This window comes from Dongia deserti (assembly GCF_003574735.1).
Classification (GTDB): Bacteria; Pseudomonadota; Alphaproteobacteria; order Dongiales; family Dongiaceae; genus Dongia_A; species Dongia_A deserti.
The window spans coordinates 172,263-197,177 of record NZ_QORW01000010.1; the positions used below are offsets into that span (position 1 = coordinate 172,263).

Consider the following 24,915-nt stretch of genomic DNA (forward strand, 5'->3'; position numbering starts at 1 on the left):
ATGCTGGCGTTTTCCGACACCGTGCGTGGACGCATCGTCGACGGCGTTCTGGCCATCGAGATCGATCACCCGCCGGTCAACGCGCTGTCGATCGATGTGCGTGCCGGCCTCAGCGCTGCGCTGAGACGCGGGCGCGATACGCCCGATGTCGACGCGATGGTCATCACCGGCGCCGGCAAGATCTTCATCGGCGGGGCGGATATCCGCGAGTTCGGCCAGCCGCCGGCCGAGCCCATCCTGCCCGCCATTGTCGCGGCGATCGAAGCTTCGGCAAAGCCGGTCGTGGCCGCGATCAATGGCGCTGCGCTCGGAGGTGGATTGGAAGTGGCACTGGCGGCGCATCGGCGGATCGCGATGCCTTCGGCCACGTTTGCGGCGCCGGAGGTGAAACTCGGCATCGTGCCAGGCGCTGGCGGAACCCAGCGCTTACCGCGCCTCATTGGGATTCCCGCCGCCATCGACCTCATCGCCAACGGCAGGACCATCGGCGCCGAAGAGGCGCTCAAGCTCGACATCCTGGACCGGATCGAGACCGGCGATCTCCTGGCTGCGGCCATTGGAGAGGCACGTGCGCTGATGGGCAAGCCGCTGCGCAGGACAGGCGAATGCCAGGCTCCGGCCCTGCCGCACGAGGCGATCGACACCGCAGAGAAGAAGGCGCTTGCCCGTGCCCGCGGCCAGATTGCACCGCGCGAAGCCGTGCGGCTCGTCCGCCTCGCAGCCGAGCGCCCGCTGCCGGAAGGTCTGGCCGAGGAGCGTGCAACGTTCCTCCGCCTCCGGGATTCGGAGCAGGCGGCAGCCTTGCGCCACGTCTTCTTTGCCGAGCGCGCGGCGGCCAAGGTGGAAGGCCTAGAGAGCGTCACCCCGCGCGACGCCCGGACCATCGGCATCGTGGGGCTGGGCTTGATGGGCTCGGGCATTGCGACGGCGGTGCTTGACGCCGGCCTCACCGTTATCGCGGTGGAGCAGAACGAGGATGCCGCCTCCAAAGGACGCGTGCGCATCGAAGGCCTGCTGGACCGATCCCTGCAGTCGGGCCGAATCGACGCGGCCGGAAGACAAGAGCGACTGAGCCGGCTCAGCACCAGCGGCGACATGACGGCACTGAAGGATGCCGACCTGATCATCGAGGCGGTGTTCGACGATCTCGACGTCAAGACCAACCTGTTCCAGCGGCTCGATGATGTCGTCCGCCCAGAGGCGATCCTCGCCACCAACACGTCTTATCTTGATCCGGACCGGATCGCGACCACGACCGCACGGCCCGAGCGCGTTCTGGGCCTGCATTTCTTTTCGCCGGCGAACGTCATGCGCCTGGTGGAGGTGGTACGCTGCGCGCGCACGGCGCCGGACGTGCTGGCGGCCGGCGTGGCCTTTGCCAAGCGCTTGCGCAAGCTGCCGATCGTGTGTGGCGTGACTGAAGGCTTTATCGGCAATCGCATCTTCTCCGCCTATCGGCGCGAAGCGGAGTTCCTGCTGGAGGATGGCGCGCTGCCGCACCAGATCGATGCGGCCATGGAGGAGTACGGCTTTGCCATGGGACCCTTTGCGGTCTTCGACTTGGCCGGGCTGGAGATCGCCTGGGCGCGTCGCAAGCGACAGGCCGCCACCCGCGATCCCAAGGAGCGCTATGTCGACATTCCGGACCGCCTGTGCGAGGCCGGCCGCTTCGGCCAGAAGACCGGGCGTGGCTGGTACCTGTATCAGGACGGCAAGCGCGTCATCGACCCGGAGGTCACCGCCATGATCGAAGCCGCGCGCGCGGCCAAGGGACTCGCGCCGCGTGCGATCTCTGCTGGAGAGATCACGCAGCGCCTGCTGGCGGCGATGGCAACGGAAGGCACGGCATTGCTGTCGGAAGGTATCGCGGCACGACCGAGCGACATCGATCTCGTCATGATCAACGGCTACGGCTTTCCGGCCCACAAAGGAGGGCCGATGTTTGTGGCTGAGCGTATGAAGGAACAGCGCACATGACTGAAGCCTTCATCGTCGATGGGGTGCGCACGCCAATCGGACGCTATGGCGGCGCCCTCGCCCACGTCAGGACCGATGATTTGGCGGCCCATGCCGTCAAGGCACTTCTGACCCGCTTTCCTGCGCTGCAAGGCGACAGGATCGATGAACTCGTCCTAGGCTGCGCCAATCAGGCCGGCGAAGACAACCGGAATGTCGCCCGCATGGCCGTCCTGCTTGCCGGCCTCCCGACTTCTGTTCCCGGCACCACCATCAACCGCTTGTGCGGCTCGGGTCTGGATGCCGTCGGATATGCTGCGCGTGCGATCCGCGCGGGCGAAGCAGATATTGTGATCGCCGGCGGTGTCGAGAGCATGACCCGGGCACCACTGGTCCAGGCGAAGGCGGAGACCGCATTCCAGCGCGGCGCCGAGATCCATGACACCACCATCGGCTGGCGCTTTGTCAATCCGCTGATCGAACGTCAGTACGGCATCGATTCGATGGCCGAGACTGCGGAAAACGTTGCGGAAGAGTTCGGCATCTCGCGCGCTGACCAGGATGCCTTTGCCTTGCGCAGCCAGGAGCGCGCGGCAGCGGCCCAGGCGAACGGCCGGCTGGCCCGGGAAATCGTGGCCGTTCCGGTCAAGGAGCGCGGGCGCGAACTCCGGCTGGTCGAGCATGACGAGCATCCGCGCGCGACGACCCTCGAGAAGCTTGCCGCGTTGCCAGCGCTGTTCCGGAAGAACGGGACCGTAACCGCCGGCAACGCTTCCGGCATCAGCGATGGCGCAGCGGCCTTGCTCATCGCATCACAGCGCGCGATCGAGCAGCACGGATGGACGCCGCTTGCCCGCATCACGGGAATGGCGACGGCGGGCGTACCGCCGCGCATCATGGGCATCGGTCCCGTTCCAGCCGTACGGAAGCTGCTGGAGCGCACTGCCCTCGGCATCAGCACGTTTGATGTCGTCGAGCTCAACGAAGCGTTTGCGGCTCAGGCTCTCGCATGCCTGCGACAGATCGGCATTCGGGATGACGCAGACTTCGTCAATCCGAACGGGGGCGCCATTGCGCTTGGTCACCCATTGGGCATGTCCGGAGCACGCCTGGCGCTGACAGCGGCACTGGAACCCCGCGCGCGCGACGCCAAGCGCGCGCTGGTGACCATGTGCATCGGCGTCGGGCAGGGAATTGCACTTTCGCTGGAGCAGGCCCGATAGCGCAACGCACCGAATGCCCTTGATCAGGCTCGGCCTGCCGTCGACGCCTTGCGTGGTTTCTGGCGCGGGCCGTAGTTCTTGAATTTCTCGATCACATGCGCGATCTCGGCATCGGGGAGGATCTGCGCGTTGTCGAGCGTCAGCGACAGATAGTACTGCCGCGCCAAGGTCTCGATCTCGACCGCCAGCCACAAGGCGCGCCGCACGTCCGGCCCGGTCGCGATCACGCCGTGGTTGCGCAGCAGGCAGCAGGTCCGCCCTTCCATTGCCTTGATCGCCAGGTCCGACAGCTCCTCCGTACCGTACGTCGCGTAGGGCGCAACGCGGATGTCCGGTCCGCCGGCAGCAGCCACCATGTAATGAATGGCCGGGATCGGCTTGTTGCAGATCGCGAGTGTCGTCGCGTAGGTGCTGTGCGTATGGACGACCGATCCAACCTCGGGCCGCTCCTGCAGGATGCGCAGATGGAAGCGCCATTCCGACGACGGCGCCAGCGTGCCACTCCATTTCTCGCCATTGCCGGCGACCGGCGTGGTGACGATATCCTTCGGCCTCAACTCTTCATAAGGCACGCCGGAGGGCGTGATCAGCATCAGCTTGCCGCAGCGCGCGCTGATGTTGCCCGAGGTGCCCTGATTGATGCCGAGGCCGTTCATCGAGCGGCAGGCATCGATGATGCTCTGCCGAAGCTTCAGTTCTGCTTTATCCATTTCACTTTCCTTGACTGTGCGCGGTCAGGCGACCAGAGCCTTGCCAGTGGCCTGATCGAACAAATGCACCCGGTCGAGCATCGGCACCAACCGCACCTCGTCGCCGGTGTCGAGCTGCAGCCGGTCTTGGGTCACCGCGCAGACCTCTTTCCCCGCCAGATCGGCATAGATGTGAATCTCGGCGCCGGTTGGCTCCACAACCATGACCTTCGCGCCGATACCAACTCCATTGCCGGACGGCCTCAGATGTTCGGGCCTTATGCCATAAACCACCTTCTGGCCTGGATTAACGGCCACCTTTTGCGGCAGCGGCAGTGTGATGCCGCCGGCCTTCACGACGGGCGCGCCATTCTCCGCCGCGACCTCGCCACGCATCAGATTAATGCCGGGCGAGCCGATGAACTCGGCAACAAACAGGTTGGCCGGGCGGTCATAGACTGCGAGCGGACCTCCGATCTGCTCGATCCGGCCGTCCTTCAGGATGACGATGACGTCGGCCATGGTCATGGCCTCGATCTGGTCGTGCGTGACGTAGATCGTGGTGGTGGACAGCCTCTGATGCAGCGCCTTGATCTCGGTGCGCATCTGGACACGCAGCTTCGCGTCCAGGTTCGACAAGGGCTCATCGAACAGGAATACCGCCGGGTCGCGCACGATCGCGCGGCCCATGGCGACGCGCTGGCGCTGTCCGCCGGAGAGCTGCCGCGGATAGCGACCGAGATAGGGTGTGAGGTCGAGGATCGAGGCCGCCCACTCGACCCGTTTCTTGCTCTCCGCCTGCGGCATCTTCTTGAGCTGCATGGAGAACGCCATGTTGTCGAACACCGACATATGCGCGTAGAGCGCGTAGTTCTGGAACACCATCGCGATGTCGCGATCCTTCGGATGCAGGTCGTTCACCACCCGCCCTCCGATTACGATCTCGCCAGAGCTGATCTGCTCCAGTCCCGCGACCATGCGCAGCAAGGTGGATTTGCCGCAGCCGGACGGGCCGAGCAGAACGACGAAGCGGCCATCCTCGATGCCGAGGTCGATCCCGTGGATCACCTGCAGATCTCCGAAGCTCTTGGTGACGTTGCGAACCGTGACAGCAGCCATATGCCCTAGCTTTCCCCTGCGATCAGGCGCGTTGCCGCACCGATAAGATCCTGTTTGCGATCTCGACAAAGCCGGCGCCCCCGCGCGCTGGCGCGACAAACGCCGGCAGCGACTGCATGCGTGCGGCGAAGTCCCGCACGTTAGCGACACCGCAGGCGAACGGAAAGAACGCGAACATCGGCTCGTCATTTGGGCTGTCGCCGCAGAAGACGAACTGTGACTTGGTTGTTTCGAGATCAAGGCCGAGTGCATCCCGCACGAAGATGCGGGTCATCGACAGCTTGTCGTATCGGCCGAACCAGCCGTTAACGTGAATCGAGGAGACCTTGGCGACCGCGCCAGCCTTGTGAAACAGCGCGACAATGCGATCCACGGCCTCCGCCGTCAGCGGCGCGACATCTTCCCGGAAGTCGATCGCGAGATCGGCCTCACGATAGAGCTGATCGGCTGCGATCGCGGCGCCCGGCACCTCCTTGAGGATGTGCTCGGCCAGGCGCTCTAGCTTGCGGCGGTTCTCCACGCGCTCCGCGGGGCTCGCGGCGAAATGGCGGATCATCTTGCGCGCGGGGTGGTCGTAGCGGAAATAGAAGGCGCCGTTCTCGCCAACCACACCGGCAACCGGCCAGAAGCGTGCGACCATGTCGCACCAGCCGGCCGGTCGGCCCGTGATGGGAACGACAGCCAAGCCGGATTCATGCAGCCGTTCCAATGCGGCGTAGGCGTCAGCCGGCAGCCTGCCGTCAGTCGTGATCGTGTCGTCGATATCGGTGAACACGCCGATGAGGGCGCGCGCGACCTCTGCCGGCAGGGTAGAGATCGGCTGCATGCGCGCGTCAATCATGACCGCGCTCAACGAAGGCCGCCATGCGGGCATTCCAAGCAGAAAGCGTCGGCCACAGATCTTGATAGATCGTCCGCAGCTCGGCATAGCGCGCGACACGTTTCTCATCGGGCTCGAACGTGCGGGTGATTTCGCCCGCCATGGCGACGGAGGCCTCTGCGAAGGTCGAGAACCACCCGCAGCCCTTTGCCGCCGCCATGGCCGCCCCGAGCGATGATGCTTCCACCGTGGTCGACCGCTGCACCGGACGCGCGGTCGCATCGGCGATGATCTGGCTCCACAGATCGGAGGCCGCGCCGCCGCCGATCGCGACGTAGCGATCGATCTTTGCCCCCGTCGCCTGCTCCGCCTGGTTGGTGCAGATCGCCTGCTCCAGCGCGATGCCCTCGAGCAGCGCGCGATAGATGTCACCGCGATGGGTAGAGCCGGAAATTCCGGCGATCACGCCACGCGCCGCGCTGTCCCAATGCGGTGTCATGCAGCCCTGCCAATAGGGCACCAGCGTCACGCCGCCGGCCCCGATTGGGCTCGCCGCTGCCTCCGCTTCAAGCTTGCACAAGAGCTCGCGCCGGTCGCTCGACTCGGCCAGGAACAGTTCGCGCGCCAGCCAGTCGACCAGAAACGTGCCGGAGCGCAGGCAGGTCTCGAAGATGTAACCTGCGTCAGCAACCGCGATCTCAGTCCGGAAGGCGCGGTCATAGGCGTATTCGGTGCCATAGCTGCCGGACACCACGGCCGTGCCGAGATTGACGTAGGCCAGGCCCGGCGCGCCCACGCCGACGCCTGCGCCCGCGCATTGGCCGTCGCCCCCGCCGACCACCACTGGCGTGCCGGGTTTGAGCCCGGTCACAGCAGCGACGGCTTCGGTAAGTTCTCCCACCGGCGTGCCCGGCGCCACGAGCCGCGGCATCTTAGCGGAGTCGATGCCGGCGGCCTGGAGGATCTCCTCCGACCAGACGCGTCTGCGCATATCGAGCGCACCGGTGGGATCGGCCGAAGCGAGGGAGGTCGTCCATCGGCCGGTCAAGCGAAAGGTGAGATAGGCCTGCACTTCCGCAAGGCGGTGCGCGCGGTCGAGGATCGCAGGCTCGTGCTCGCGCAGCCAGATCATGCGGTAGAGGCACGGAATGACGTCCAGCGGCTTGCCGGAGATAGCATGCACCCGCTCGGCGCCGAACGTCTCGCCGAAGCGCTTCTGCTGCGCCCGCGCCCGATCGTCGAGCCAGACCATCCCGGGCCTCAGCGCCGTTCCGTCCTCGGTGAACACGCCGAAGGTCTCGCGCTGATTGGAAAGGCCGACGGCGGCAATGCGCGCGGGGTCGACCTTCGCAGCTACATCCTTCAAGGCCTGCGCGGTGGACTGCCACCACTCGTTCGGGTCCTGCTCGAAGAAGCCAGGCTCGGGGTTCGACATGGCAATCGGCGCCCGCCCTTCCGCGAAGGCCCGGCCGCGCCGGTCCCACGCGATCGCCTTGGTCGCGGAGGTCGAGGAGTCGATGCCGATGACGAGATCAGAAGTCATGTGCCGTCGTTGGAAAGAGGTGGGCGGAAGCAGTGGGAGCTACCTCCGCCCGAGTCATGGCGATCCGGTTAGAGTTCCGCTTCCTTCACCTTGGAATCGACTATTTTGGCCACCGCGTCCATGCAGGCCTTGGCGCTGCCGCCATAGGCCTGGCCGGTCAGCAGCTTGCCGAGCTCGGTCGGGATCTCGTTGGTGGAGAGGCCCGCCCACAGCGGCATGTCCGGCTCCGAGGCCATCACATTGTCGATGGTCCATTTCACGATGTCGAGGTGGCGGGTCGTGCCGGGCATGACCTTTGCCTTTGCCTTCACGCGCTCGTCGGCGAAGGAGGATTCGCGCATCGGCGCGAAGCCGCCGGCCAGGGTGCACTGGGTCATGATCTCCTTCGAGCAGGCCCACTGCATGAAGATCCAGGCTGCTTCCTGATTCTTCGAATAGGCGGAGAGGCCCATGATCGAGCCCCCCTGGTGGCCGAGATTGGGAATCTCGCCGAAGCCCGCCTCCGAGACGGACCGCAGGCCGACGCTGGATTGTAGCGGCTTGGCCGGCTCCCACAGCCCCTTCACCTTCGAATCGTCTGCGTCGAGACCGGGGAAGAACTCATCCCAGCTCTGCACCAAGGCCACTTGGCCCGACTGCATCATCTGGAACTGGCCATCCCAGGTCGCGGCGGTCGAGTTCGGCGGCGCGACGGTCAGCAGATCCTGGTACCACTCGAGGCCCTTGATGCCCTGCTCGTCATTGCCGGCGAAGGTCTTGTCCGGCCGGAAGATTGAGCCGCCATGGCCCCACACCGCCTGGGTCCAGTCGCATTCGAGCGAATAGTGGCCGGACTTCGCCTGTAGGCCGGTGCCGAACACGCCGTTGGCTTTCTCTGCATCATAGATCGCGTGTGCGGCCTTGGTGAATTCCTCGTAGTTGGTGGGCACCGCGATGCCGTGCTTCTCGAGCAGGTCCTTGCGGTACATCAGCACGAAGATCGGGATGTCGAAGGGAACGCCGACCAGCTTGCCGTTGTAGCGGGCGAGACCTTCGACCAACGGCTCGGAGAAATCGTCCCAGTCGAAGCCCGGCATCGCGAGGTCCGGATTGGAGTTGTACAGCTCGACCGGATCGACGCAGTCAGGCGCGAAGGTCGCGACCCAGGACTGATCGAGATAGTACAGGTCATACGTGCCGAGTTGGCCCTGCACGTCCTGCGTCGCCTTCGCCAGCACCTGCTCCAGCGGCACGATCTCGACTTCGACCTCGATGCCTGTCAGGTCGGTGAACTCGTTCTTGATCTGATTGAGAACGACGGTGGGTGGCGTCGCCTCGCTGGTGTAGCGGATCCTGGCGCCCTTGAACTGGCCGCCGACCTCCTTCAGGAACTTTACCTGGTCGTCCGGCAAAGCGGCATTCGCCCGGCTGACCAGGCCCGGATTGCGGAATGGCCGCGTGTTGCCGAGCATCGCCATCGAGAAAGCCGAGAATCCGATACCGGCGAGGCCCATGCGGCGCAAGAACTCGCGTTTCGTGATGCGGCGGCTGGCAAAGGCAGCAGCCGAATCCGCGATGAACGTCTGCTTGTCGTATTGCTTGAAACCCATAGCGCTCCTCCGTTGTGTGTCGAGCTTCGCGCTCGTTCCGTTGTCATTCCTTCAGTGACCCGAGGGTCAGTCCGCGCACCAGTTGCTTCTGCACCAGCAGGATGAAGATGAAGCTCGGAACGATGGCGGACGTGCCAAGCGCCGAGATGAAGCCCCATTCCGATCCGGTGGACGTCACAAAGGTCGAAATCTTGACCGGTAGCGTTCGTATCGAGCTGGTCAGGAATAGTGAGAGCAAGAATTCGGTCCAGGAGAATATGAAGCACAGCACCGCGGTCGCCGCGACGCCGCCGGTCACCATCGGCAGCACCACCTTCCGGAAGATCTGGAACCGTGTCGCGCCATCGAGCATCGCGGCTTCGTCGATCTCCACCGGCACGTCGTCGAAGAAGCTCTTCATCAGCAGAACGGCCAACGGCACGTTGATGAGCGTATGGATGAAGATGAGGCCAAGCAGTGTGTCGCGCAGGCCAAGAAAATGGAACATGAAGACGACCGGCACGATGATGGCGATCGGCGGCACGAAACGCTGCGACAGGATCCAGTTGAGATAGCCCTGCCGGCCGCGGAATTTCATCCGCGAGAGAGCGTAGGCTGCGGTGACGCCCGCGAACACAGTCAGGGCCGTGGAGCAAACGGCGACGATGATGGAATCGATGATGGTCTGGCGCGAATCGTAAGAGCTGGCGCCGCCAACGCCGAAGGTATTCCCGGATTCGATGGCGAGCTCCGCCCGCGACTTGCCGAGCAGCACCACCTCGTAATTGACGAGGGTCGGTTCGAAATCGAAGAACACCACCTCGTCCTTGTTGAAGATGGCGGAGGTCGGCTTGAACGAGGTCAGCCCCCACCAGAATAGCGGGAACATGAAGATGCCGACCACGATGATGGCGGTGAGATCGCGGAGCAGGCGCTTGGCGAGGCTGGGCGACATCAGAACCTCACCTTGAAGATCTTGATGAACATGGCCGAGGTGATCAGCAGCAGGATCAACGTCAGCAACGCGATGGTCGAGGCGTACGGAAAGTCGGCATTCTTGAAATAGATCGTGCCGGCATAGGCGGTCAGGGTCTCGGTCGCGGTGCCCGGGCCGCCCTCGGTCATCACTTTGATGTAGTCGTAGATGCGGAACAGGTCGACGCCGCGGATCAGCACGGCGAGCGCGATGATGCGCGAGAGCATCGGCAAAGTGAGCCTGAAGAAGGCCTGGGTCGCGCTGGCCCCATCGATGGCAGCCGCCTCGAACGGCTCCTTGGGCAGCGCCCGCAGGCCAGCCATCATGATCAGCACCATGAACGGCGTCCATTGCCAGATGTCGGCGAGCAGGATCCCGAACAAGGCGGTGCTCGACGTCGCCAGGATCGGATAGGCTGGCGACCACAGGCCCAGCGCATAGAGCGTGCGGCTGAGCACGCCGAACGAGCCGTCCAGCATGAGCAGGAACATCATGCCGGTGACGGCCGGCGGCACCACTAACGGCAGGGTCATGAGCGCACGCAGGACGCCGTAGCCTTTGCGATCCGAGTCCAGCAGCAGCGCGATTGCGAGGCCGAGAACGAGTTCGACGAAGATCGCAATTCCGGTATAGAGATAGGTGTTCCCGATCGCGTTCCACACGCGCTCATCCCCGAGAATCTTGACCCAGTTCCAATCAGGATCGAACACGCTGAGGCGCGTCACGGGGTTGCGCTTGTGCAGCGACAGCCAGAGCGCATAGAGCAGCGGATAGACGCCGAACGCGATCAGCACCGCCGTCACCGGGAACAGCCACGGCAGGGGATGCTCCGAGCTCAGGATATGCCGGAGGTTCAAGCGGCCGGGCCGCCGCATGCTGCCGTCGCCGGCGATCGAGATCTCCATCCGCTCCGCCACTCAATACTCCTGCCGGGTCGGCGTGATGCAGATCTCCTGGATCAGGACGTTCTGCGGCAGCTTGTAGGCGAACAGGATCGACTGCGCGACGTGATCGGCCGAGATGCCGCCGCCCATCTTCACCTTGTTGGCCTTGTAATTGGCGAGGGTATTCTTGTCGGTGACGTGATCCAGCACCTCGGTCTCGATTACGCCGGGTGATATGACCATCACGCGCACATCGTGCGGCGCCAGGTGCTGGCGCAGGCTGTCGGATACGCCGTGCACGAAATACTTGGTGCCGCAATAGACCGTGTGGTCGGGGTAGACCTTGCGGCCGGCGATCGAGCTCATCTGCACGATGGTGCCGTGGCGGCGGGCGATCATGCCGCCCATGACGGCGTGGATAGCGTTCATCACGCCGTTGACGTTGATGTCGATCATCTCGTCCCACTCGGCGGGATTCTGCTTCGTGATGTCGCCGAGCCGGGCGATGCCGGCGTTGTTGAACAGGCAATCGGTGGGGCCGTACTGCGCCTCCGCTTCCTTGATAGCCCTAACGACAGCGTCGCGATCGCGCACGTCGACGGCGCGGCACATCGTGTCGGGCAGGCCGAGCTCTTCCATGCGTCCCAGCCGCCGGGCCAGCAGCAGCAAAGGATGCCCCTCGGCGGAGAATGCTTGCGCGGTCGCAGCGCCGATTCCGGAGCTGGCACCAGTGATGACGACGAGCGGTTTTGCCATTCCGTCTTCCTCCCGGTCTTCCATCTCGTTCCAGGCTCTTTGGCCCGGTTTGTCAGAGAGCGCGTGCTTGTGCCGCGCCCAATTCCCTATTCGCGCTCGACCAGAGCCTGCGCGGTCGTTTCGTCCGTCACCAGGATGGTCGCGTAACCGCCGCGCAGCATCGCATCGATCGCCTCGACCTTCTCCGGACCGCCGGCGACGCAGATGCGCTCCGGAATCTTGGCGATCTCGCGCAACGAGATTCCGATCATCTGCTCGTCGAGCGGGCCAAGAACGGGATTGCCCTCGCGGTCGAAGAAACGCCCGGCCATAACGCCGATCGCCCCGCCGGCGACATAGGGCCGGAGCTTTTCCGGCGTCATGTAGCCGCTGCGCAGGGCGGTGCTGGCGCTGCTGAGATTGGCGACGCCGAACAGGATCTTGTTGCAGGACCTGATGAGCTTGAACTGCTCGACCAGGGCCGGTTCCTGCATGAACAGCTTCTTCACCTCCGGCTTCGAGACGATGCCCGGCGCGTGCAGATTGATGCAGCGCGCGCCCAGCCGGTTGGCGATGTTGGAGGTGCAGAGTTCCGGCGAGAATTCGAACGTGCCGATCGCGCTGCCGGTGATCTGCACCACGGACACGGCCGGCAGGCGGACCCGGGGCAAGGCGGCGGCCAAGGCAAGCACCGTGCGGCCCCAGGAAACGCCGAGAATATCGTTGGGTTCCAGTATTTCGGTGAGCAACCGCGCGCCCGCACGTCCGATGCGTTCGTGTAGCGCAAGCCGGCCGCCATCGTCGGGAATGACCACGCAGCTCTTGAGACCGAAGCGCTTGCAGAGGTCGCGCGAGGCCCGGACGGCCTGCAGATGCTCCGATGCGACGGCGATGGTCACGGCGCCGCGATCCCGCGCTTCCTGCAGGAAGTTCACCACGGAAGCGCGCGACACGCCCAGCCGGTCCGCCACCTCTTCCTGCGTCATGCGCTCCTCGTAATAGAGCCAAGCCGCCCACACGATCGGGTCGCCCACGAACTCCGGCGGAGGCGATAAGGTGCTCCGCTTGACACGGGTCTGCGTCGCTTTGCGCTCCAGGATGCGCGCCATGCTTCGCCTGTTCTGATGAGCGTTTCAGATAAACGACACTACAGATTGACATTTGTCAAGGTCGCTGGAACTATGCCACTCGCTCGTGACGTTTGTTGTGCACTGCAACAGCGGTTGGATCGCTCGTCGCGAAGAGTTGCGCGTTTGATTCGGGAGCATGCGCGGATGGCACGCTGGACATCGCTGATCGACGACATGGTCGCAGGCCGATGGACGAATCCCGAGACCGGGAAGCCCGGGACCGTTCCCTACAAGATGGTCGTGATCGAGGAGCGGCTGGACGGCGCCGAGGCGGACCTGGTCGGCAAGCTTGGTTTCCGTGGCCGGCTCGCGGTGGTGTCGGACGAGAATACCCATGGCGTGATGGGCGCGCGCGTCGAAGCAGCGCTGAAGAAAATCGCGACAATTGACAGCGTGGTCCTCGATCACCCGCACGCCGATGAAGGGACCATCGCGCTGCTGCAGGATCGCGTGCGGCACGCCGATGCCGTGGTCGCAGTCGGTTCGGGCACGATCAACGATCTCTGCAAATACGTGACGGCGCAGGACGGTCGGCCCTATTGCGTGTTCGCCACCGCGCCATCGATGAACGGGTACACGTCGACCACCGCCTCCATCGCGCAAGCCAACGGGCTGAAGCTTTCCAAGCCGGCGCACGCACCGAAGGGCGTGTTCATCGACCTTGCCGTCAATGCGGCGGCGCCGACCTACCTGATCGCGTCAGGCTTCGGCGATTGCCTGGCACGGTCGGTGGCGCAGGTCGATTGCTGGCTCTCCAAGACGATCATGGGCACCTCCTATTCGGAGGTGCCTTTCCAGCTCGAGTTGGCAGACGAGGCGGAACTGATGAAGCGTGCCGCGGGTCTCGCCAAGGGCGACATCGAGGCGGTCGGCTACCTGCACCGGGTGCTCACCCTGTGCGGCTTCGGCGTCAGCTTTACCGGCACGACCAATCACGGCTCGATGGGGGAGCACCAGATCTCGCACTACATCGATTGCTTCGCGGGGGAGCGGCACCCCGGCACCTTGCATGGCCAGCAAGTCGGCGTCGCCAGCCTGACTATGGCACGGCTCCAGGCGAAGCTGCTTGCTTCCGACAAAGCGCCGGTCATCCATCCCACGCGGATCGACGAAGCCGACATGCGGCGGCGCTTCGGCGCAGATGCGGCGAAGATCTGCCAAGCGGAGATGGCGCTGAAATCATTCGACGCGGCCGGCGCCGACAAGCTCAACGCCAAGCTGGAAGCGATCTGGCCTGAGCTGCGCGCGGAATTGACCGAGTTCACTGTGCCGGTGCAGGTGATGCGAGACGCCCTCGCGGTCGCGGGCGGGCCGACCACGGCCGCGGAGCTGGGCCTCGACGTCGCCTTCTATCGCGAAGCCGTATGCCATGCGCGCGAGATCCGAAGGCGCTATTCCGCACTCGATGTGGCAGCCGATGCCGGCATTCTCGAGGCGTTCGCGGCCGGCGAAGGGTAAGCGCTATTCCGTGGGTCTCGCCACTCTCAGCCCGCGGCCATACGCGGCCATTTTCCAGTTACCTTGACAGTCTACAATCTTTGAGGGAGCATCCAAGCAGCTTCGCAACGTCTGGGGACAATCAATGCGGGTGCCGCAGGTTCTGCTTTCACTGAATGGCCGGATAATCGGCTAACCTTCTGGGTGGTCTTCGTTCCTTGGTTGGTCCTGATCTTCTTGTTCAACGGCGCAGTTGGTGGGTTGGCCGCTTACGATAACCGCACAGGGGCCGTCCCGGTCTGGGTCTGGCTGGTAGGCCTGATCGTTTCGATTTTACTCATCTGGATTTATTTCGCGATCCTTGTTAAGCGGCTTCATGATCGCGACAAGTCGGCAAAGTGGCTGCTCCTTTCTGTCGTGCCGATCATTGGTTTCATCTGGGTTATCGTTGAGCTTGGGTGCTTCAAAGGCACAGTTGGAGCGAACCGATATGGCTCAGGCGGCAGCTTCCAGATATGATTCTCAGGCACCGACATCTGCGCGCCGACCCGGTGAGGCTTGCCGGCGGAGGGAAAGAGTTGGCGACGAGCTGATCTCAAAGAGCATCCCGGCGCTCTGGTCTGGCATCGCGGGTACATCCGCATAGCGCCCAGCCGTGGGCCGCTGCGCAGCGGGCAATACGACGACCTGGACAGCGCCGCCAGCCGGATCCTGTTCGACGACGATCAGACGGCCGTGTAGCCGCCGTCGATAAGGATATCCTGGCCATTCACGAGGTCTGACGCCGAGGACGCGAGATAGAGGATCATGTCGGCGACCTCCACTGGCTTGCCGAAGCGGGCCGCCGGAATCTTGGCCTTCATCGGATCGCCCTTCTCCGGCTTGCCCCACACCTGCTCGCCCATCGGCGTCAGGATCACCGTCGGGCACACGGAATTGATCTGGATGTTATGCTTCGCCCATTCGACGCACATGACCTTGGTGAGCATGTTGAGGCCGCCTTTGGACGCGGCGTAGGCGCCGTGCGCCTCCAGGCCGACGACGCCGGCCTGCGAGGAGATGTTGATGATCTTGCCGCGCCGCTTCTGGATCATGCCGGGAACCAGCGCCTTGGCCAGCAGCCACGGCGCGCGCAGATTGACCGCCATGGTCATGTCCCAATCCGCGACTTTGGCTTCGAGCAGCGGATCGATCAGGGCGATGCCGGCATTGTTCACCAGGATGTCGATCGCACCGAAGGCGGTGAGCGCGTCCTTCGCCGCGCGCTCGGGGCCGTCAGCCGTCGCCATGTCTGCCGCGATCGCCACGCAGCGGCGGCCTTTCGATTCGACCGCTGCCTTGACCTCCGCGAGGCCATCCTTATCGCGCCCCACAGCGGCGATGTCGGCGCCCGCATCGGCCAGCACCTTGCAGGCCTCGATCCCGATTCCCTTGGTGGCGCCGGTCACCACCGCGGTCTTTCCATCAAGCGCAAAGCGTTTCGTCCACTCAGGCATCGTCCGTCTTCCTATTTTCTGCGGAGCTTCCGTTCGACCGTGGCAAAGGCCTTTTGGTAGACATTCTGCTCGGTTCGCGGGATCAGCACCAGATCATCCTGCGGGCTGGCGTCCCAATCGCCGGTCCACACACCGAACGTCGTGTTGTTGGCCGTGACGGGCCAGAGCCGCGGGCCGGAAACGTAGTTGATCCACGGGATCTCGCATTTTGTGATGCGATAGGAGAACGAGCGGGTGCGGTCGCAGAGATGCAGCAGCTCCTCGTTCAAATGGCCGTCGCCGAAAAAGAAGTCGCGGACGCCCGAGACCTTGTCGGAGCGCACGCCGAGCATGTGCATCTTGCTGATGTCCTCGTGCCAGGCGCCCATGCCGGCAAAGTCGCGCATCACGCGCCAGACCTTTTCCACCGGTGCCCGGATGACTCGTGAGGTCCAGACCTTGTTCGGCGCGAAGCCCTTCCAGCGTACGGCACCGTCCGGCTTTTTCGGCTTCTTGGCGGCGATGATCTTCGCGAGATTGGCCCAGTTCGCGGCAAAGACCTCGCGCGAGATGATGCGCTCGTATTTGCCTTCATCGCCCGGCGCCTCGTCGAAGGTCGCTTCCCACTCGGCGAAGGTCTGGTCCGCCTCGGTGACCGGATAGAGCCTCAGGGTGGCGATGTAGTTCTTCACCGGGAAGGCCGGCTTCTCGAAATTGTAGGTGTAGGTGTAGTTGGCGTCGTCGAGCGTGAGCAGCCGCTCGCGGACATGCTCGCCGTCCTTGGTGTGGAAGGACCGGACGCAGCCCACGACATCGGACTCGAGCCCGTCCTCGATCTTGGACCGTGCGATCGCGGGCGCCCAGTTGGGCAGGCTGTTGAAGTCGCGCACCTGGCTCCACACGGTTTCCACCGGCGCTTTCAGGATGATTGAAGCATAGGCACGCGCCATGATTTTCTCCGTCAGGAAATGTCGTCGAGGGCCGCAACAGCAGCGGTGGCAAAGGCCGGATCGTTGATGTGAAGGTCGAGCTCGATGAGCTTGCGGTTCTTCGCGCGCTTCCAACCTTTGCGGATGGCCTCGAACAGCGCGACATCGGCCGCAGGGTCATGGAAAGGCTGGCCTTCCGCGTCGATCGCCGAGACGCCCTTGAGCGGCAGGAGGAACCGCACGGGCCCCGTCATGCGATTCAAGCGCTCAACGATGAATGCGCCGATCTTCGCATTCTCCTCCGGCGTGGTGCGCATCAAGGTGACATGAGGGTTGTGGACGTGGAACTTGCGCCCGGCAAAGCGTGACGGAACGGTGTCCCGCGCACCGAAATTCACCATGTCGCAGGCACCAACCGACCCGACATAGGGAATCGGATTGCGCATGAACGCGCCGAAGCGATCCTCCGTGCAGGGGAGAATGCCGCCAACGAGGTAGTCCGCTACCTCCGTCGTGGTGATATCAAAGACGCCGTCGAAGAAACCGGAATCGGCAAGCTTCTCGAAACTCTGCCCACCGGTGCCGGTGGCGTGGAAGACGAAGCTTTCACTGGCCGGCTCGAGGCGCCGCCTGATCTCGTTCACGCAGGCCGTGGTGACGCCGAACATGGTGTAGCCGATGGCGGGCTTCGACTTCCTCGCCTTCGGCACGCGGCTTCGCGCCATGCCGGCGGCGGCATGGGCCGCGTTGCCGATGACGGTCCGGCTGATCGCGTTGAGGCCCGCAATGTCGGTGACCGCATGCATCATCATGATATCGGTCGGCCCGACGAAACTCGCCACATTGCCGGAGGCGAGTGTCGAGACCATGATCTTCGGCACGCCCACCGGCAGAGCGCGCATCGCCTCCGTGACGATCGCGGTGTTGCCCGACCCGCCGAGGCCCAAGACGGCACCGACATCCTTCCGCGACAGGAGGTAGCGTTTCAGTGCCTCCGCCATGGTGGAGACGGCTTGGCCGCGATCGGTCAGGCCCAGGACCGCAGCACTGCCGTTGGGGTGGTGGCTGGCGACCGTTTCGGCCGTTATGTCGGCTTCCTCGTCCGGCGTAGCGGTCGAAACGTCAACCAGGATCGGCTTTGCTCCCGCCTTGCGGATGCAATCGCAGGCAAAGCGCAGCTCATCGCTTTTCGTGTCGCAGGTGCCGACGACATAGATCTTGGACATTCACCGCCCCGCATTGGCCCAGCCGTGCTTCATGTGCTTGAAGCCAAACTTATAGACCTCCTCCTTGTTGGGGAAGAAGTCGCGCCAGACGCGGGTAGCGGCCGCGAGCGCCGGGATTCCACGGCCGAACGCCTCGATCGTCAGCCGGCCATCGTATTTCGCGGACCGCAGCGCCTTGTAGGTCGCGGCCCACGCCACATGACCCTTGCCCGGCGTGCCGCGGTCGTTCTCCGAGATATGGACGTGGATCATGTGCCGCTTGATGGTCTTGATGGCGGCCGGCAGGTCCTTCTCCTCGATGTTGGCATGGAACGTGTCGTACATGCCTTTGACCGCAGGATGGTCCACCTCGTCCAGATAGTTGGCCAGCTGCTCCATGGTGTTGAGGAAGTAGCATTCGAAGCGGTTCAAGGCCTCGAGGGCGAAGCGCACGCCATGCTTCGCAGCATAGTCACCGGCCTGCCGGTGGAACTCGATCCCGCGCTTGCGCTCTTGCGCCGTGGGCCCCTGACCGGTGAAGTGGCCGAGCTGCGAGTGCATCGGGCCGGCGATGATCGACCCGCCGAGCGCCTTGGTACAATCGATGACCCATTTCGCCCGCTCGACCGCGGCTTTCCGTTCTGCCTTGTCGTCGGCCAGGCAATTCTGCCCAGGCCCCAACACGCTCACGGTCGTGACGTCGAACTCCAGCTTGGCGAGCTGCTCCCCAAGCCGCGCATAGTAATCGGGCGTGCCCTCAAAGATCGGGATCTCGACGTTGTCATAACCGGTCTTCTTGAGCGCCTTGAGTACCGGCGCATGTTCATCGGTGACGTGCCCCGTCCAAAGCAGCAGGTTGAATCCGTATTTCATCTCATCTCCCCCTCAATGCGGACGGCGATCGCTGTCCTTCCTCCAGGCTCCCAGTCTGGCTTTTACCCCGCCACCGGTCTTGTGGGGACTGAGGCGATTCTTGTAGGAAACGCTCGCCGCCGATCCGTTCAATCCGGCATGCTGCGTTTGCCCCCACGATCGCGATACCGCTTCGGCGTCAGGCCGAAGAAGCTGGAGAACTGCCGCGTGAAATAGCTCTGGTCGCAGAAACCGCATTGCAGAGCGATTTCCGCGATCGGATCGTCGCTGGACAGCAGCAGCTTTGCCGCCGTCTGGACGCGGATGCGATTGATGAACTTCGACGGCGGTATCTTGAAGAGTTTGACAAAGCGCTTGCGGAACTGGCTTTCCGAAAGGCAGGCGATCTCAGCCAGCTCGGAAACCTCAAGCGACGTGCGATAACGGTCCTCGACATGGGCGATGACCTTGGAGAACTGGCGGTAGCCCTCGGGCAGCATGTCTGTCGTGCTGACCGGCCGGGTCAGTCCCAAAAGCCCACAGATCTGCCCATCCTTGTTGCGGGCCGGTGTCTTGGTCGTCAGGACCCAGAGCAGGCGACCGGCCTGGTCCACGATGACCTCGAGCTTGCTGACAATCGGCCGACCGGTCTCGACGACTGAGCGATCGTCCTGGATGATCTCCTTCGCGATCTCTTCCGGGTAGAAGTCCCAATCGGTTTTGCCCAACACATCCGACTTCTTTGCGGCATTGAAGAGAGTCAGAATCGCCGAATTGCATTCCTGCCAGCGGCTGTTGACGTCCTTCACATAGAAATAGACATCCGCGAGGTGATCGAGAAGCTCGGGGAGATTATCGGGGTCGCAGGGAATGGTTGCATCCCGACCAAGATCTCGGAATTCCACGTCACGGTATCTCACCCTTCCCGCATAGTTCATGGGTTGCCCCCTCAGGCAGTCTCCTCCATCCACCCGGTGAAAAAAGAGCGAGGCCAAGCGCGGCCGAGCGTTTCCACCCGGCGGTGCAAGGTCACGAATCCGCGATCGCGCTCACTGTGCCGCAGACGCCTGGGTCTTCGTCAGCTGCTTCACCATGGCCTGAACCAAGCGCGGCAGGTCATAGGGAAAGCGAGCCGTGATCAGGTTTCCGTCGACCACACACGGTTCGTCGAGCACGGTGGCGCCGGCATTCTCGAGGTCGATCTGGATGTTCCACACGGCGGTGGCGCGCTTGCCCTTGAGGATCTTGGCGCTGACCATCACCCATTGGCCGTGGCAGATGGCGGTCGTCGGCTTGCCGGCTTCGTACATGGCACGCACAAAGGCCAGGGCGTGCTTGTCCATGCGCAGCGCATCGGGGTTCCAGCAGCCACCCGGCAGAAGCACAGCATCGTAGTCCGATGCCTTTGCCTCATCCGTGTAGCGGTCGATCTTCAGCCAGCCGGCGTTCTCCATGAGGCGGATGGCCAGCACGTGGGTGGCGCATTGCGGCGGGAACCGCAGCCCCAGCGTCGGATGGAATTCGCCGATTCGCGGCGAGACGATGTGGACCGTGGCCCCGTGCTCGGTGAGCCAGCGGTGGGCACCGAGGATCTCCACCTCCTCCACGCCGTTGGTGCAGCAGATGGCGATGCGCTTGCCCTTGAGCAGGTTGGGATCGGATGGCGGGTCGAACAGGAAGCTCCTGAGCTCGCGGTTCAGCTCACCGTCGGCCGTGGACAGCAGTTCGGTGGAAATGGAGGGAACCGGCGACGATGACATGAGCTGCTGCATGCGCTGGACGGCGGCAGGTTGGATAGAATTGCTCATCTTCATTCTCCCGAAAGAAGTTGATTCAACATCAGAACGCGATCTTCTTGAAGGTCCGGACCTGCTCGGTGAGCGCTGTCTCGACCGGCAGGCGTTCCATCGAGCTGGCGCCGTAGAAGCCGTGAATGCCGGGAACCGTCTTGAGGATGTAGGCGGCATCCTGTGGCGACGAGATCGGCCCGCCGTGACAGAGGACAATCACATCCTTGCGCACCTTGCGCGCGGCTTCCGCCCACTCATCGATGAGCTTCGGGCAGTCCTCGAGTTTCAAGGCGGTCCCGGCGCCGATGCTGCCCCCGGTGGTAAGACCGAGATGGGTAACGATGATGTCGGCACCCGCCTTGGTCATTGCCGCGGCCTCTTCCGCATTGAAGACATAAGGCGTGGTGAGCAGGTCCTTCTCGCGCGCCTTTGCGATCAGATCCACCTCCAGCCCATAGGCCATGCCGGTTTCCTCGAGGTTCTGGCGGAAGACGCCGTCGATCAAGCCGACCGTGGGAAAGTTCTGGATGCCGGAAAACCCCAGGGTCTTCAGTTCATCGAGGAAGTGATCGGTCAGGAGAAACGGATCGGTGCCGTTCACGCCCGCCAGCACCGGCGTGCGCTTGACCACCGGCAGGACCTCCCGGGCCATCTCCTTCACGATCTCGTTGGCGTTGCCGTAGGCGAGAATGCCCGCCAGCGAGCCGCGCCCCGCCATACGGTAACGGCCGGAATTGTAGATGATGATCAGGTCGGCACCGCCGGCTTCCTCGCACTTGGCGGACAGGCCGGTTCCTGCTCCCGCGCCGACGATCGGTTCTTTCCGAGCGATCATCCCACGGAATCGTTCCAACAGTTCCTTGCGCGCGATGCGAGGCATTTATCTCCCCTCTGCCGGATTCCTGCGGCGGCTCTGCAGCGTCAGCAGGCCGGCCAGGACGCAGGCGACGATCGCGATGGTCCAAGTGAAACCGTGCATGTACCAGGGCTTTGCGCTGAGCTGGGCCTTACCCATGATGGTGTTGGGATCCGGCGGCTTCAGGAAGAAGTGGCCATAGAGGTACGCCGCGAAGATCGCGACCAGCAGGACGATGCAGAAGATCAGGGCGACGATCATCCCCGCCTTCACCACCGAGCGCTTCGGCACGCCGGGCTGCGCCAGTGGCAGCAGATTGTTCATTAGTGCCGCCAGCACGACGAGGCCGCACCCCGCCGTGAAGAGCGCGATGTTGAACGGCTGGAAGATCATCAGGAGCGCCAGCACACCGAGCCCGATGACCGTGTACTCGAGCCGCCGCGCGGCCGCAGGCGTCATTCCGCCGTTACCTTGGTCGCTGCTGCTCATACGCGCACCGCCTTTCCGTCTTCTGCGAAGATGTGGGTCTGCGCTGGATCCGGAACGAGGTAGAGCGCTTCGCCGGTCTTCACCTTCTTGTCGCGCGGAACGACCACTCTGATGTCGCTGCCGGTCTTCGTTCGGGCGTGGATCAGCGTTTCCGCTCCCATCGGCTCTATGAGCTCGGCCATCGCGTCGATCGTATCCGCGGTATCCTCGGGGACGACCGAGAAAGCGCGCGGGCGCACGCCGACCGTGACCCTGCCCGGTCTCAGGTTCGCGACCGCGGGATTGACGCTGAGATCGACATCCTGCTGGTCGAATGTGACCGTCGCCTTGCCATTGCCGTAGCCCTTGAACTCCGCCTCGATCAGATTCATCTGCGGCGTCCCGATAAAGCTCGCGACGAAGATGTTCGCGGGCCTGGCGAAGACCTCGTGCGGGCTCCCAACCTGCTCGATCAGGCCGTCGCGCATGATGGCGATGCGGTCCGCCATGGTCAGGGCCTCGAGCTGGTCGTGGGTGACGATGACCGTGGCCTTGGAGAGGTTTGACAGCACGGCCTTGATCTGGCCGCGCATGGAATGGCGCAGCTCCACATCCAACCGCGACAGCGGCTCGTCGAACAGGAAGCAGTTGGGGTCGCGGACGATCGCGCGGGCGACGGCGACGCGCTGCTTCTCCCCTTCGGAGACTTGTCCCGGCAACCGGTCCAGAACGTCGCTCAGATGCAGAATGTCGGCGACCTTGTTGACACGCACAGCTATCTCGGCGGTCCCGATGCCTTCGTGGTGGAGCGGCATCGCGATGTTCTGGCCGACCGTCAGCGCCGGATAAAGCGCGTAGAACTGGAAAACCATGGCGATGTTGCGCTTCTCCGGCGATAGATCGTTCATGCGCTGCCCTGCGATCACGACGTCCCCGGCAGTCGCGCGCTCGAGGCCGGCAATCATGCGGAGCGTCGTCGTCTTGCCGCAGCCCGACGGACCGAGCAGGCAGACGACTTCTCCTGCCGCGACCGACAGGTCGGCATCCCGGACGGCGACAAACTCGCCGAACTTCTTGGTGATTTTGCGTACTTCGATCGTCGACATGACTACTTCCTGACCGTGCCAAACGTGACGCCGCGCAGCAAATGTTCCTGCAGGAAGAACGTGACCAGGAAGACCGGTATGAGGAACAGCGTCTCAATCGCTGCCAGCAGCGTCCAATCCGTTCCGCGGCCGCCGGAAGAGACAGCCTGATTCATCGCCACCGGCACGGTGCGCGTGTCGGGGCCGGTCAGCAGGAGGGCGAACAGAAACTCGTTCCAGGTCAGGATCAGGCCGAACACGAAGGTCGCGGCCAGGCCCGCGATGACTTGCGGCAGACAGATCTTCAGGAACACCTTGATCTCGGACGAGCCATCGATGCGGGCCGCGTCCTCGACATCGGGCGAGAGCTCGTCGAAGAAGCTCTTCATCATCCAGATGGTGAAGGCCAGGTTAAAGGCCGTGTAAAGCATGATGATGCCGAGGTAGGAGCCCGAGAGGCCCGCGGCGCGGAACATCAGGATCACCGGAATGATGACGACGATCGCCGGCAGCATGCGTGTCGTCAGGATGATGAATAGATAGGTGTCGTTGCCCTTGAGCGGATAGCGCGAGAAACCGTAGGCCGCCAGCGTGCCGAGGACGAGGGCAAGCAGGACGGACACGGACGCGATCACGATCGAGTTGAAGAAGAAGCGGTCGAAGCCGGTGGGCTCCGGCTGCCCGCCGGCCGTCATCACCCGGGAGAAAACCGAGCCGAAATTCTCGAGCGTCGGGGTGAAGACGAACTGATCGGGGATGAGACCGAACAGCGACGTCGGCGACAGCGTCGGCGGCACCGACAGCGCCAGCGCCTGCGGCTTGATGGCGGTGAAGATAATGAACAACACCGGCAGGAAGTAGATGAAGCTGACGCCCGCCACGACCAGGGTATGACCCCAGCCCGCCTCTGCGACGCCGCTGCTCTTGCGGAAACCCATGCGTTCCCAGATGGAGGTGCCGGATTCCATGGTCATGCCTCCCGGTTCCTGCGCTTGGCGAGATAGAGATAGAGGTTCGTCAGCACGATCACCATGAACAGCATGACGTAGGAGATGGCCGCGCCCTCGCTCGTCTTGTTCTGCTCGTTGGCGATGCGGATCAGATGGTACGAGATCGTCATGGTGTCGTTGCCGCCCTTGGTGAGGAGGATCACGAGGTCGGCAAGCTTGAAGGCTTCGATGGTGCGGAACAGGAGCGCCAGCATCAGGAGCCCGCGGATATAGGGAAACGTGATGCTCCAGAAGCGCCGCCAGGCCGAGACCCGGTCGATGGCCGCCGCCTCGTAGAGATACTTCGGCACCGACACCAGGCCCGCGAGGACCAGCAGCATGACGAAGGGCGACCACATCCAGGCGTCGGCAAAGACGATGCCCGCCACGGCGCCCGCCTTGCTGTCCATGAGGATGAACTGGCCGTCGGTGATGCTGTTCATCACATAGCTGAGGATGCCGAAGGTGGGGTCATAATAGTAAGTGAAGAACACGCCTGAGGCGACGACCGACAGCATCATCGGCGTCAGCACCAGGATGAGGAGGTATTTGCGGAGCGGAAACTGCTTGGCGAAGAGCATCGCCAACAGGAAGCCGACAATCATCTGGGTCGAAACCGTGAGCACGACGAACATCGCCGTGTTGATCAAGGCGTTCCAGTTGTCCGGCGCCGCAATGTCGTTGGTTAGAACCTTGATGTAGTTGTAGAGGCCGACGAACCGGATCGACTGCTGGTTCGACTGGTAGGCAAAGAACGAAAGCCCCAGGGACCACAGCAGCGGGAAGATGTTCATCACGAACAGAACCGCTATGGCCGGCGTGACGAGAAGCCCGCCGTAATAGCGGCGGCGGTAGGCGTTCACCACAAACGCCGCAGCGACCATGGCTGCCATGGCACCGACGATCCAGAAGGAAACGGATGCCGGCAGGGCTGCCACGCCAAGCGCGGAGACGACGACGCCCACGAGTATGGCCAGCCGCCAGTTGTCGGCGGAAACCTCGAGAAGGGCCGGCGACGTCCGGGCAGTTCGTGGGACTGACGTGACTGGTGTGACTGACATGAAAACGCTGACTCTTCGAAAACGATCCAGTTTTAGCGAGTTGCGGCACGCCTTGCCGCCGCCGCGGCATCCGGTCGTGCCATCCGATTGGCTAGACGGGGGAGCCGAAGCTGCGGCTGACCCGC

The 24,915-nt window shown here is 63.6% G+C and carries 25 protein-coding genes; 5 read left to right on the forward strand and 20 right to left on the reverse strand.

What is annotated here, in order from left to right:
• Both DTX69_RS17285 and pcaF read left to right on the forward strand, forming a co-directional pair.
• The gene (locus tag DTX69_RS17285; protein WP_119302797.1) at window positions 1-1,977 is read left to right on the forward strand and encodes a 3-hydroxyacyl-CoA dehydrogenase NAD-binding domain-containing protein; all 1,977 of its coding nucleotides are present in this window, start codon (window positions 1-3) and stop codon (window positions 1,975-1,977) included.
• Window positions 1,974-3,179, forward strand: a complete 1,206-nt coding sequence (gene pcaF, locus DTX69_RS17290) for a 3-oxoadipyl-CoA thiolase (RefSeq protein WP_119302798.1) — start codon at window positions 1,974-1,976, stop codon at window positions 3,177-3,179. Before DTX69_RS17285 ends, pcaF begins: the two co-directional genes overlap by 4 nt.
• 23 nt (window positions 3,180-3,202) lie before the next feature.
• On the opposite strand, the gene DTX69_RS17295 is transcribed toward pcaF, so the two are convergent.
• The 9 genes from DTX69_RS17295 to DTX69_RS17335 all read right to left on the reverse strand — a co-directional run bounded on the left by DTX69_RS17295 (window position 3,203) and on the right by DTX69_RS17335 (window position 12,622).
• The gene (locus DTX69_RS17295) at window positions 3,203-3,889 is read right to left on the reverse strand and encodes a class II aldolase/adducin family protein (RefSeq protein ID WP_119302799.1); all 687 of its coding nucleotides are present in this window, start codon (window positions 3,887-3,889) and stop codon (window positions 3,203-3,205) included.
• Window positions 3,890-3,913: 24 nt separating this feature from the next.
• Window positions 3,914-4,987, reverse strand: coding sequence for an ABC transporter ATP-binding protein (locus DTX69_RS17300; protein ID WP_119302800.1), 1,074 nt, complete (start codon window positions 4,985-4,987; stop codon window positions 3,914-3,916).
• 22 nt (window positions 4,988-5,009) lie between these two features.
• Complete coding sequence (locus tag DTX69_RS17305; RefSeq protein WP_284735848.1) at window positions 5,010-5,828, reverse strand: HAD-IIB family hydrolase; 819 nt, start codon at window positions 5,826-5,828, stop codon at window positions 5,010-5,012.
• Window positions 5,821-7,350, reverse strand: coding sequence for a xylulokinase (locus tag DTX69_RS17310; RefSeq protein ID WP_119302801.1), 1,530 nt, complete (start codon window positions 7,348-7,350; stop codon window positions 5,821-5,823). The genes DTX69_RS17305 and DTX69_RS17310 overlap by 8 nt, the downstream gene beginning before the upstream one ends.
• A gap of 68 nt (window positions 7,351-7,418) precedes the next feature.
• Window positions 7,419-8,939 (reverse strand): ABC transporter substrate-binding protein, encoded by a 1,521-nt coding sequence (locus tag DTX69_RS17315; protein ID WP_119302802.1) that lies wholly within the window; start codon window positions 8,937-8,939, stop codon window positions 7,419-7,421.
• A gap of 43 nt (window positions 8,940-8,982) precedes the next feature.
• Window positions 8,983-9,873: a carbohydrate ABC transporter permease gene (locus DTX69_RS17320; protein WP_119302803.1), complete on the reverse strand. Its 891-nt coding sequence runs from the start codon at window positions 9,871-9,873 to the stop codon at window positions 8,983-8,985.
• The gene (locus tag DTX69_RS17325) at window positions 9,873-10,811 is read right to left on the reverse strand and encodes a carbohydrate ABC transporter permease (protein WP_284735849.1); all 939 of its coding nucleotides are present in this window, start codon (window positions 10,809-10,811) and stop codon (window positions 9,873-9,875) included. The genes DTX69_RS17320 and DTX69_RS17325 overlap by 1 nt, the downstream gene beginning before the upstream one ends.
• The gene (locus tag DTX69_RS17330) at window positions 10,812-11,534 is read right to left on the reverse strand and encodes an SDR family oxidoreductase (protein WP_119302804.1); all 723 of its coding nucleotides are present in this window, start codon (window positions 11,532-11,534) and stop codon (window positions 10,812-10,814) included. It lies immediately after the preceding gene.
• An 86-nt stretch (window positions 11,535-11,620) separates the two neighbouring features.
• On the reverse strand, window positions 11,621-12,622 hold the full coding sequence (locus tag DTX69_RS17335) for a sugar-binding transcriptional regulator (protein WP_119302805.1): 1,002 nt from the start codon (window positions 12,620-12,622) through the stop codon (window positions 11,621-11,623).
• 165 nt (window positions 12,623-12,787) lie between these two features.
• Here DTX69_RS17335 and DTX69_RS17340 point away from each other — a divergent pair, with 165 nt between their 5' ends.
• The 3 genes from DTX69_RS17340 (at window position 12,788) to DTX69_RS31020 (ending at window position 14,821) form a co-directional block, all read left to right on the forward strand.
• Complete coding sequence (locus DTX69_RS17340) at window positions 12,788-14,101, forward strand: iron-containing alcohol dehydrogenase (protein ID WP_119302806.1); 1,314 nt, start codon at window positions 12,788-12,790, stop codon at window positions 14,099-14,101.
• Window positions 14,102-14,221: 120 nt separating this feature from the next.
• On the forward strand, window positions 14,222-14,599 hold the full coding sequence (locus DTX69_RS17345) for a DUF805 domain-containing protein (RefSeq protein ID WP_284735867.1): 378 nt from the start codon (window positions 14,222-14,224) through the stop codon (window positions 14,597-14,599).
• A 39-nt stretch (window positions 14,600-14,638) separates the two neighbouring features.
• Complete coding sequence (locus DTX69_RS31020; RefSeq protein WP_119302808.1) at window positions 14,639-14,821, forward strand: cbb3-type cytochrome oxidase assembly protein; 183 nt, start codon at window positions 14,639-14,641, stop codon at window positions 14,819-14,821.
• On the opposite strand, the gene DTX69_RS17355 is transcribed toward DTX69_RS31020, so the two are convergent.
• The 11 genes from DTX69_RS17355 to DTX69_RS17405 form a co-directional block, all read right to left on the reverse strand.
• Window positions 14,806-15,576: an SDR family NAD(P)-dependent oxidoreductase gene (locus DTX69_RS17355; RefSeq protein WP_119302809.1), complete on the reverse strand. Its 771-nt coding sequence runs from the start codon at window positions 15,574-15,576 to the stop codon at window positions 14,806-14,808. The two genes, DTX69_RS31020 and DTX69_RS17355, sit on opposite strands and share 16 nt — an antisense overlap.
• Before the next feature lie 11 nt (window positions 15,577-15,587).
• Entirely contained in the window at window positions 15,588-16,505 is a 918-nt protein-coding gene (locus tag DTX69_RS17360) for an SRPBCC family protein (RefSeq protein WP_119302810.1), read from the reverse strand.
• 11 nt (window positions 16,506-16,516) lie between these two features.
• A complete protein-coding gene (locus DTX69_RS17365; protein WP_119302811.1) occupies window positions 16,517-17,710 on the reverse strand; it encodes a Tm-1-like ATP-binding domain-containing protein in 1,194 nt (397 codons plus the stop codon).
• The gene (locus tag DTX69_RS17370) at window positions 17,711-18,562 is read right to left on the reverse strand and encodes a sugar phosphate isomerase/epimerase family protein (RefSeq protein WP_119302812.1); all 852 of its coding nucleotides are present in this window, start codon (window positions 18,560-18,562) and stop codon (window positions 17,711-17,713) included. It lies immediately after the preceding gene.
• Window positions 18,563-18,690: 128 nt separating this feature from the next.
• On the reverse strand, window positions 18,691-19,479 hold the full coding sequence (locus tag DTX69_RS17375; protein WP_119302813.1) for an AraC family transcriptional regulator: 789 nt from the start codon (window positions 19,477-19,479) through the stop codon (window positions 18,691-18,693).
• Window positions 19,480-19,590: 111 nt separating this feature from the next.
• Entirely contained in the window at window positions 19,591-20,349 is a 759-nt protein-coding gene (locus DTX69_RS17380; protein ID WP_162917306.1) for a type 1 glutamine amidotransferase domain-containing protein, read from the reverse strand.
• A gap of 31 nt (window positions 20,350-20,380) precedes the next feature.
• Complete coding sequence (locus tag DTX69_RS17385) at window positions 20,381-21,211, reverse strand: phosphoenolpyruvate hydrolase family protein (RefSeq protein ID WP_119302815.1); 831 nt, start codon at window positions 21,209-21,211, stop codon at window positions 20,381-20,383.
• Window positions 21,212-21,676 carry a hypothetical protein gene (locus DTX69_RS17390; protein WP_119302816.1) on the reverse strand — a complete coding sequence of 155 codons (465 nt, stop codon included), beginning with the start codon at window positions 21,674-21,676 and terminating at the stop codon, window positions 21,212-21,214.
• The gene (locus DTX69_RS17395) at window positions 21,673-22,761 is read right to left on the reverse strand and encodes an ABC transporter ATP-binding protein (RefSeq protein ID WP_119302817.1); all 1,089 of its coding nucleotides are present in this window, start codon (window positions 22,759-22,761) and stop codon (window positions 21,673-21,675) included. The genes DTX69_RS17390 and DTX69_RS17395 overlap by 4 nt, the downstream gene beginning before the upstream one ends.
• Window positions 22,762-22,763: 2 nt before the next feature.
• Entirely contained in the window at window positions 22,764-23,714 is a 951-nt protein-coding gene (locus DTX69_RS17400; protein WP_284735850.1) for a carbohydrate ABC transporter permease, read from the reverse strand.
• A complete protein-coding gene (locus DTX69_RS17405) occupies window positions 23,711-24,790 on the reverse strand; it encodes a carbohydrate ABC transporter permease (protein WP_119302819.1) in 1,080 nt (359 codons plus the stop codon). The genes DTX69_RS17400 and DTX69_RS17405 overlap by 4 nt, the downstream gene beginning before the upstream one ends.
• Window positions 24,791-24,915 lie beyond the last annotated feature (125 nt).

Excerpts from the sequence above, each read along its gene's own strand:
- DTX69_RS17285 (WP_119302797.1), top strand. The coding sequence starts at position 1 with ATGCTGGCGTTTTCCGACACCGTGCGTGGACGCATCGTCGACGGCGTT.
- pcaF (WP_119302798.1), top strand. The coding sequence starts at position 1,974 with ATGACTGAAGCCTTCATCGTCGATGGGGTGCGCACGCCAATCGGACGC.
- DTX69_RS17295 (WP_119302799.1), bottom strand. The coding sequence starts at position 3,889 with ATGGATAAAGCAGAACTGAAGCTTCGGCAGAGCATCATCGATGCCTGC.
- DTX69_RS17300 (WP_119302800.1), bottom strand. The coding sequence starts at position 4,987 with ATGGCTGCTGTCACGGTTCGCAACGTCACCAAGAGCTTCGGAGATCTG.
- DTX69_RS17305 (WP_284735848.1), bottom strand. The coding sequence starts at position 5,828 with ATGATTGACGCGCGCATGCAGCCGATCTCTACCCTGCCGGCAGAGGTC.
- DTX69_RS17310 (WP_119302801.1), bottom strand. The coding sequence starts at position 7,350 with ATGACTTCTGATCTCGTCATCGGCATCGACTCCTCGACCTCCGCGACC.
- DTX69_RS17315 (WP_119302802.1), bottom strand. The coding sequence starts at position 8,939 with ATGGGTTTCAAGCAATACGACAAGCAGACGTTCATCGCGGATTCGGCT.
- DTX69_RS17320 (WP_119302803.1), bottom strand. The coding sequence starts at position 9,873 with ATGTCGCCCAGCCTCGCCAAGCGCCTGCTCCGCGATCTCACCGCCATC.
- DTX69_RS17330 (WP_119302804.1), bottom strand. The coding sequence starts at position 11,534 with ATGGCAAAACCGCTCGTCGTCATCACTGGTGCCAGCTCCGGAATCGGC.
- DTX69_RS17335 (WP_119302805.1), bottom strand. The coding sequence starts at position 12,622 with ATGGCGCGCATCCTGGAGCGCAAAGCGACGCAGACCCGTGTCAAGCGG.
- DTX69_RS17340 (WP_119302806.1), top strand. The coding sequence starts at position 12,788 with ATGGCACGCTGGACATCGCTGATCGACGACATGGTCGCAGGCCGATGG.
- DTX69_RS17355 (WP_119302809.1), bottom strand. The coding sequence starts at position 15,576 with ATGCCTGAGTGGACGAAACGCTTTGCGCTTGATGGAAAGACCGCGGTG.
- DTX69_RS17360 (WP_119302810.1), bottom strand. The coding sequence starts at position 16,505 with ATGGCGCGTGCCTATGCTTCAATCATCCTGAAAGCGCCGGTGGAAACC.
- DTX69_RS17365 (WP_119302811.1), bottom strand. The coding sequence starts at position 17,710 with ATGTCCAAGATCTATGTCGTCGGCACCTGCGACACGAAAAGCGATGAG.
- DTX69_RS17370 (WP_119302812.1), bottom strand. The coding sequence starts at position 18,562 with ATGAAATACGGATTCAACCTGCTGCTTTGGACGGGGCACGTCACCGAT.
- DTX69_RS17375 (WP_119302813.1), bottom strand. The coding sequence starts at position 19,479 with ATGAACTATGCGGGAAGGGTGAGATACCGTGACGTGGAATTCCGAGAT.
- DTX69_RS17380 (WP_162917306.1), bottom strand. The coding sequence starts at position 20,349 with ATGAGCAATTCTATCCAACCTGCCGCCGTCCAGCGCATGCAGCAGCTC.
- DTX69_RS17385 (WP_119302815.1), bottom strand. The coding sequence starts at position 21,211 with ATGCCTCGCATCGCGCGCAAGGAACTGTTGGAACGATTCCGTGGGATG.
- DTX69_RS17390 (WP_119302816.1), bottom strand. The coding sequence starts at position 21,676 with ATGAGCAGCAGCGACCAAGGTAACGGCGGAATGACGCCTGCGGCCGCG.
- DTX69_RS17395 (WP_119302817.1), bottom strand. The coding sequence starts at position 22,761 with ATGTCGACGATCGAAGTACGCAAAATCACCAAGAAGTTCGGCGAGTTT.
- DTX69_RS17400 (WP_284735850.1), bottom strand. The coding sequence starts at position 23,714 with ATGACCATGGAATCCGGCACCTCCATCTGGGAACGCATGGGTTTCCGC.
- DTX69_RS17405 (WP_119302819.1), bottom strand. The coding sequence starts at position 24,790 with ATGTCAGTCACACCAGTCACGTCAGTCCCACGAACTGCCCGGACGTCG.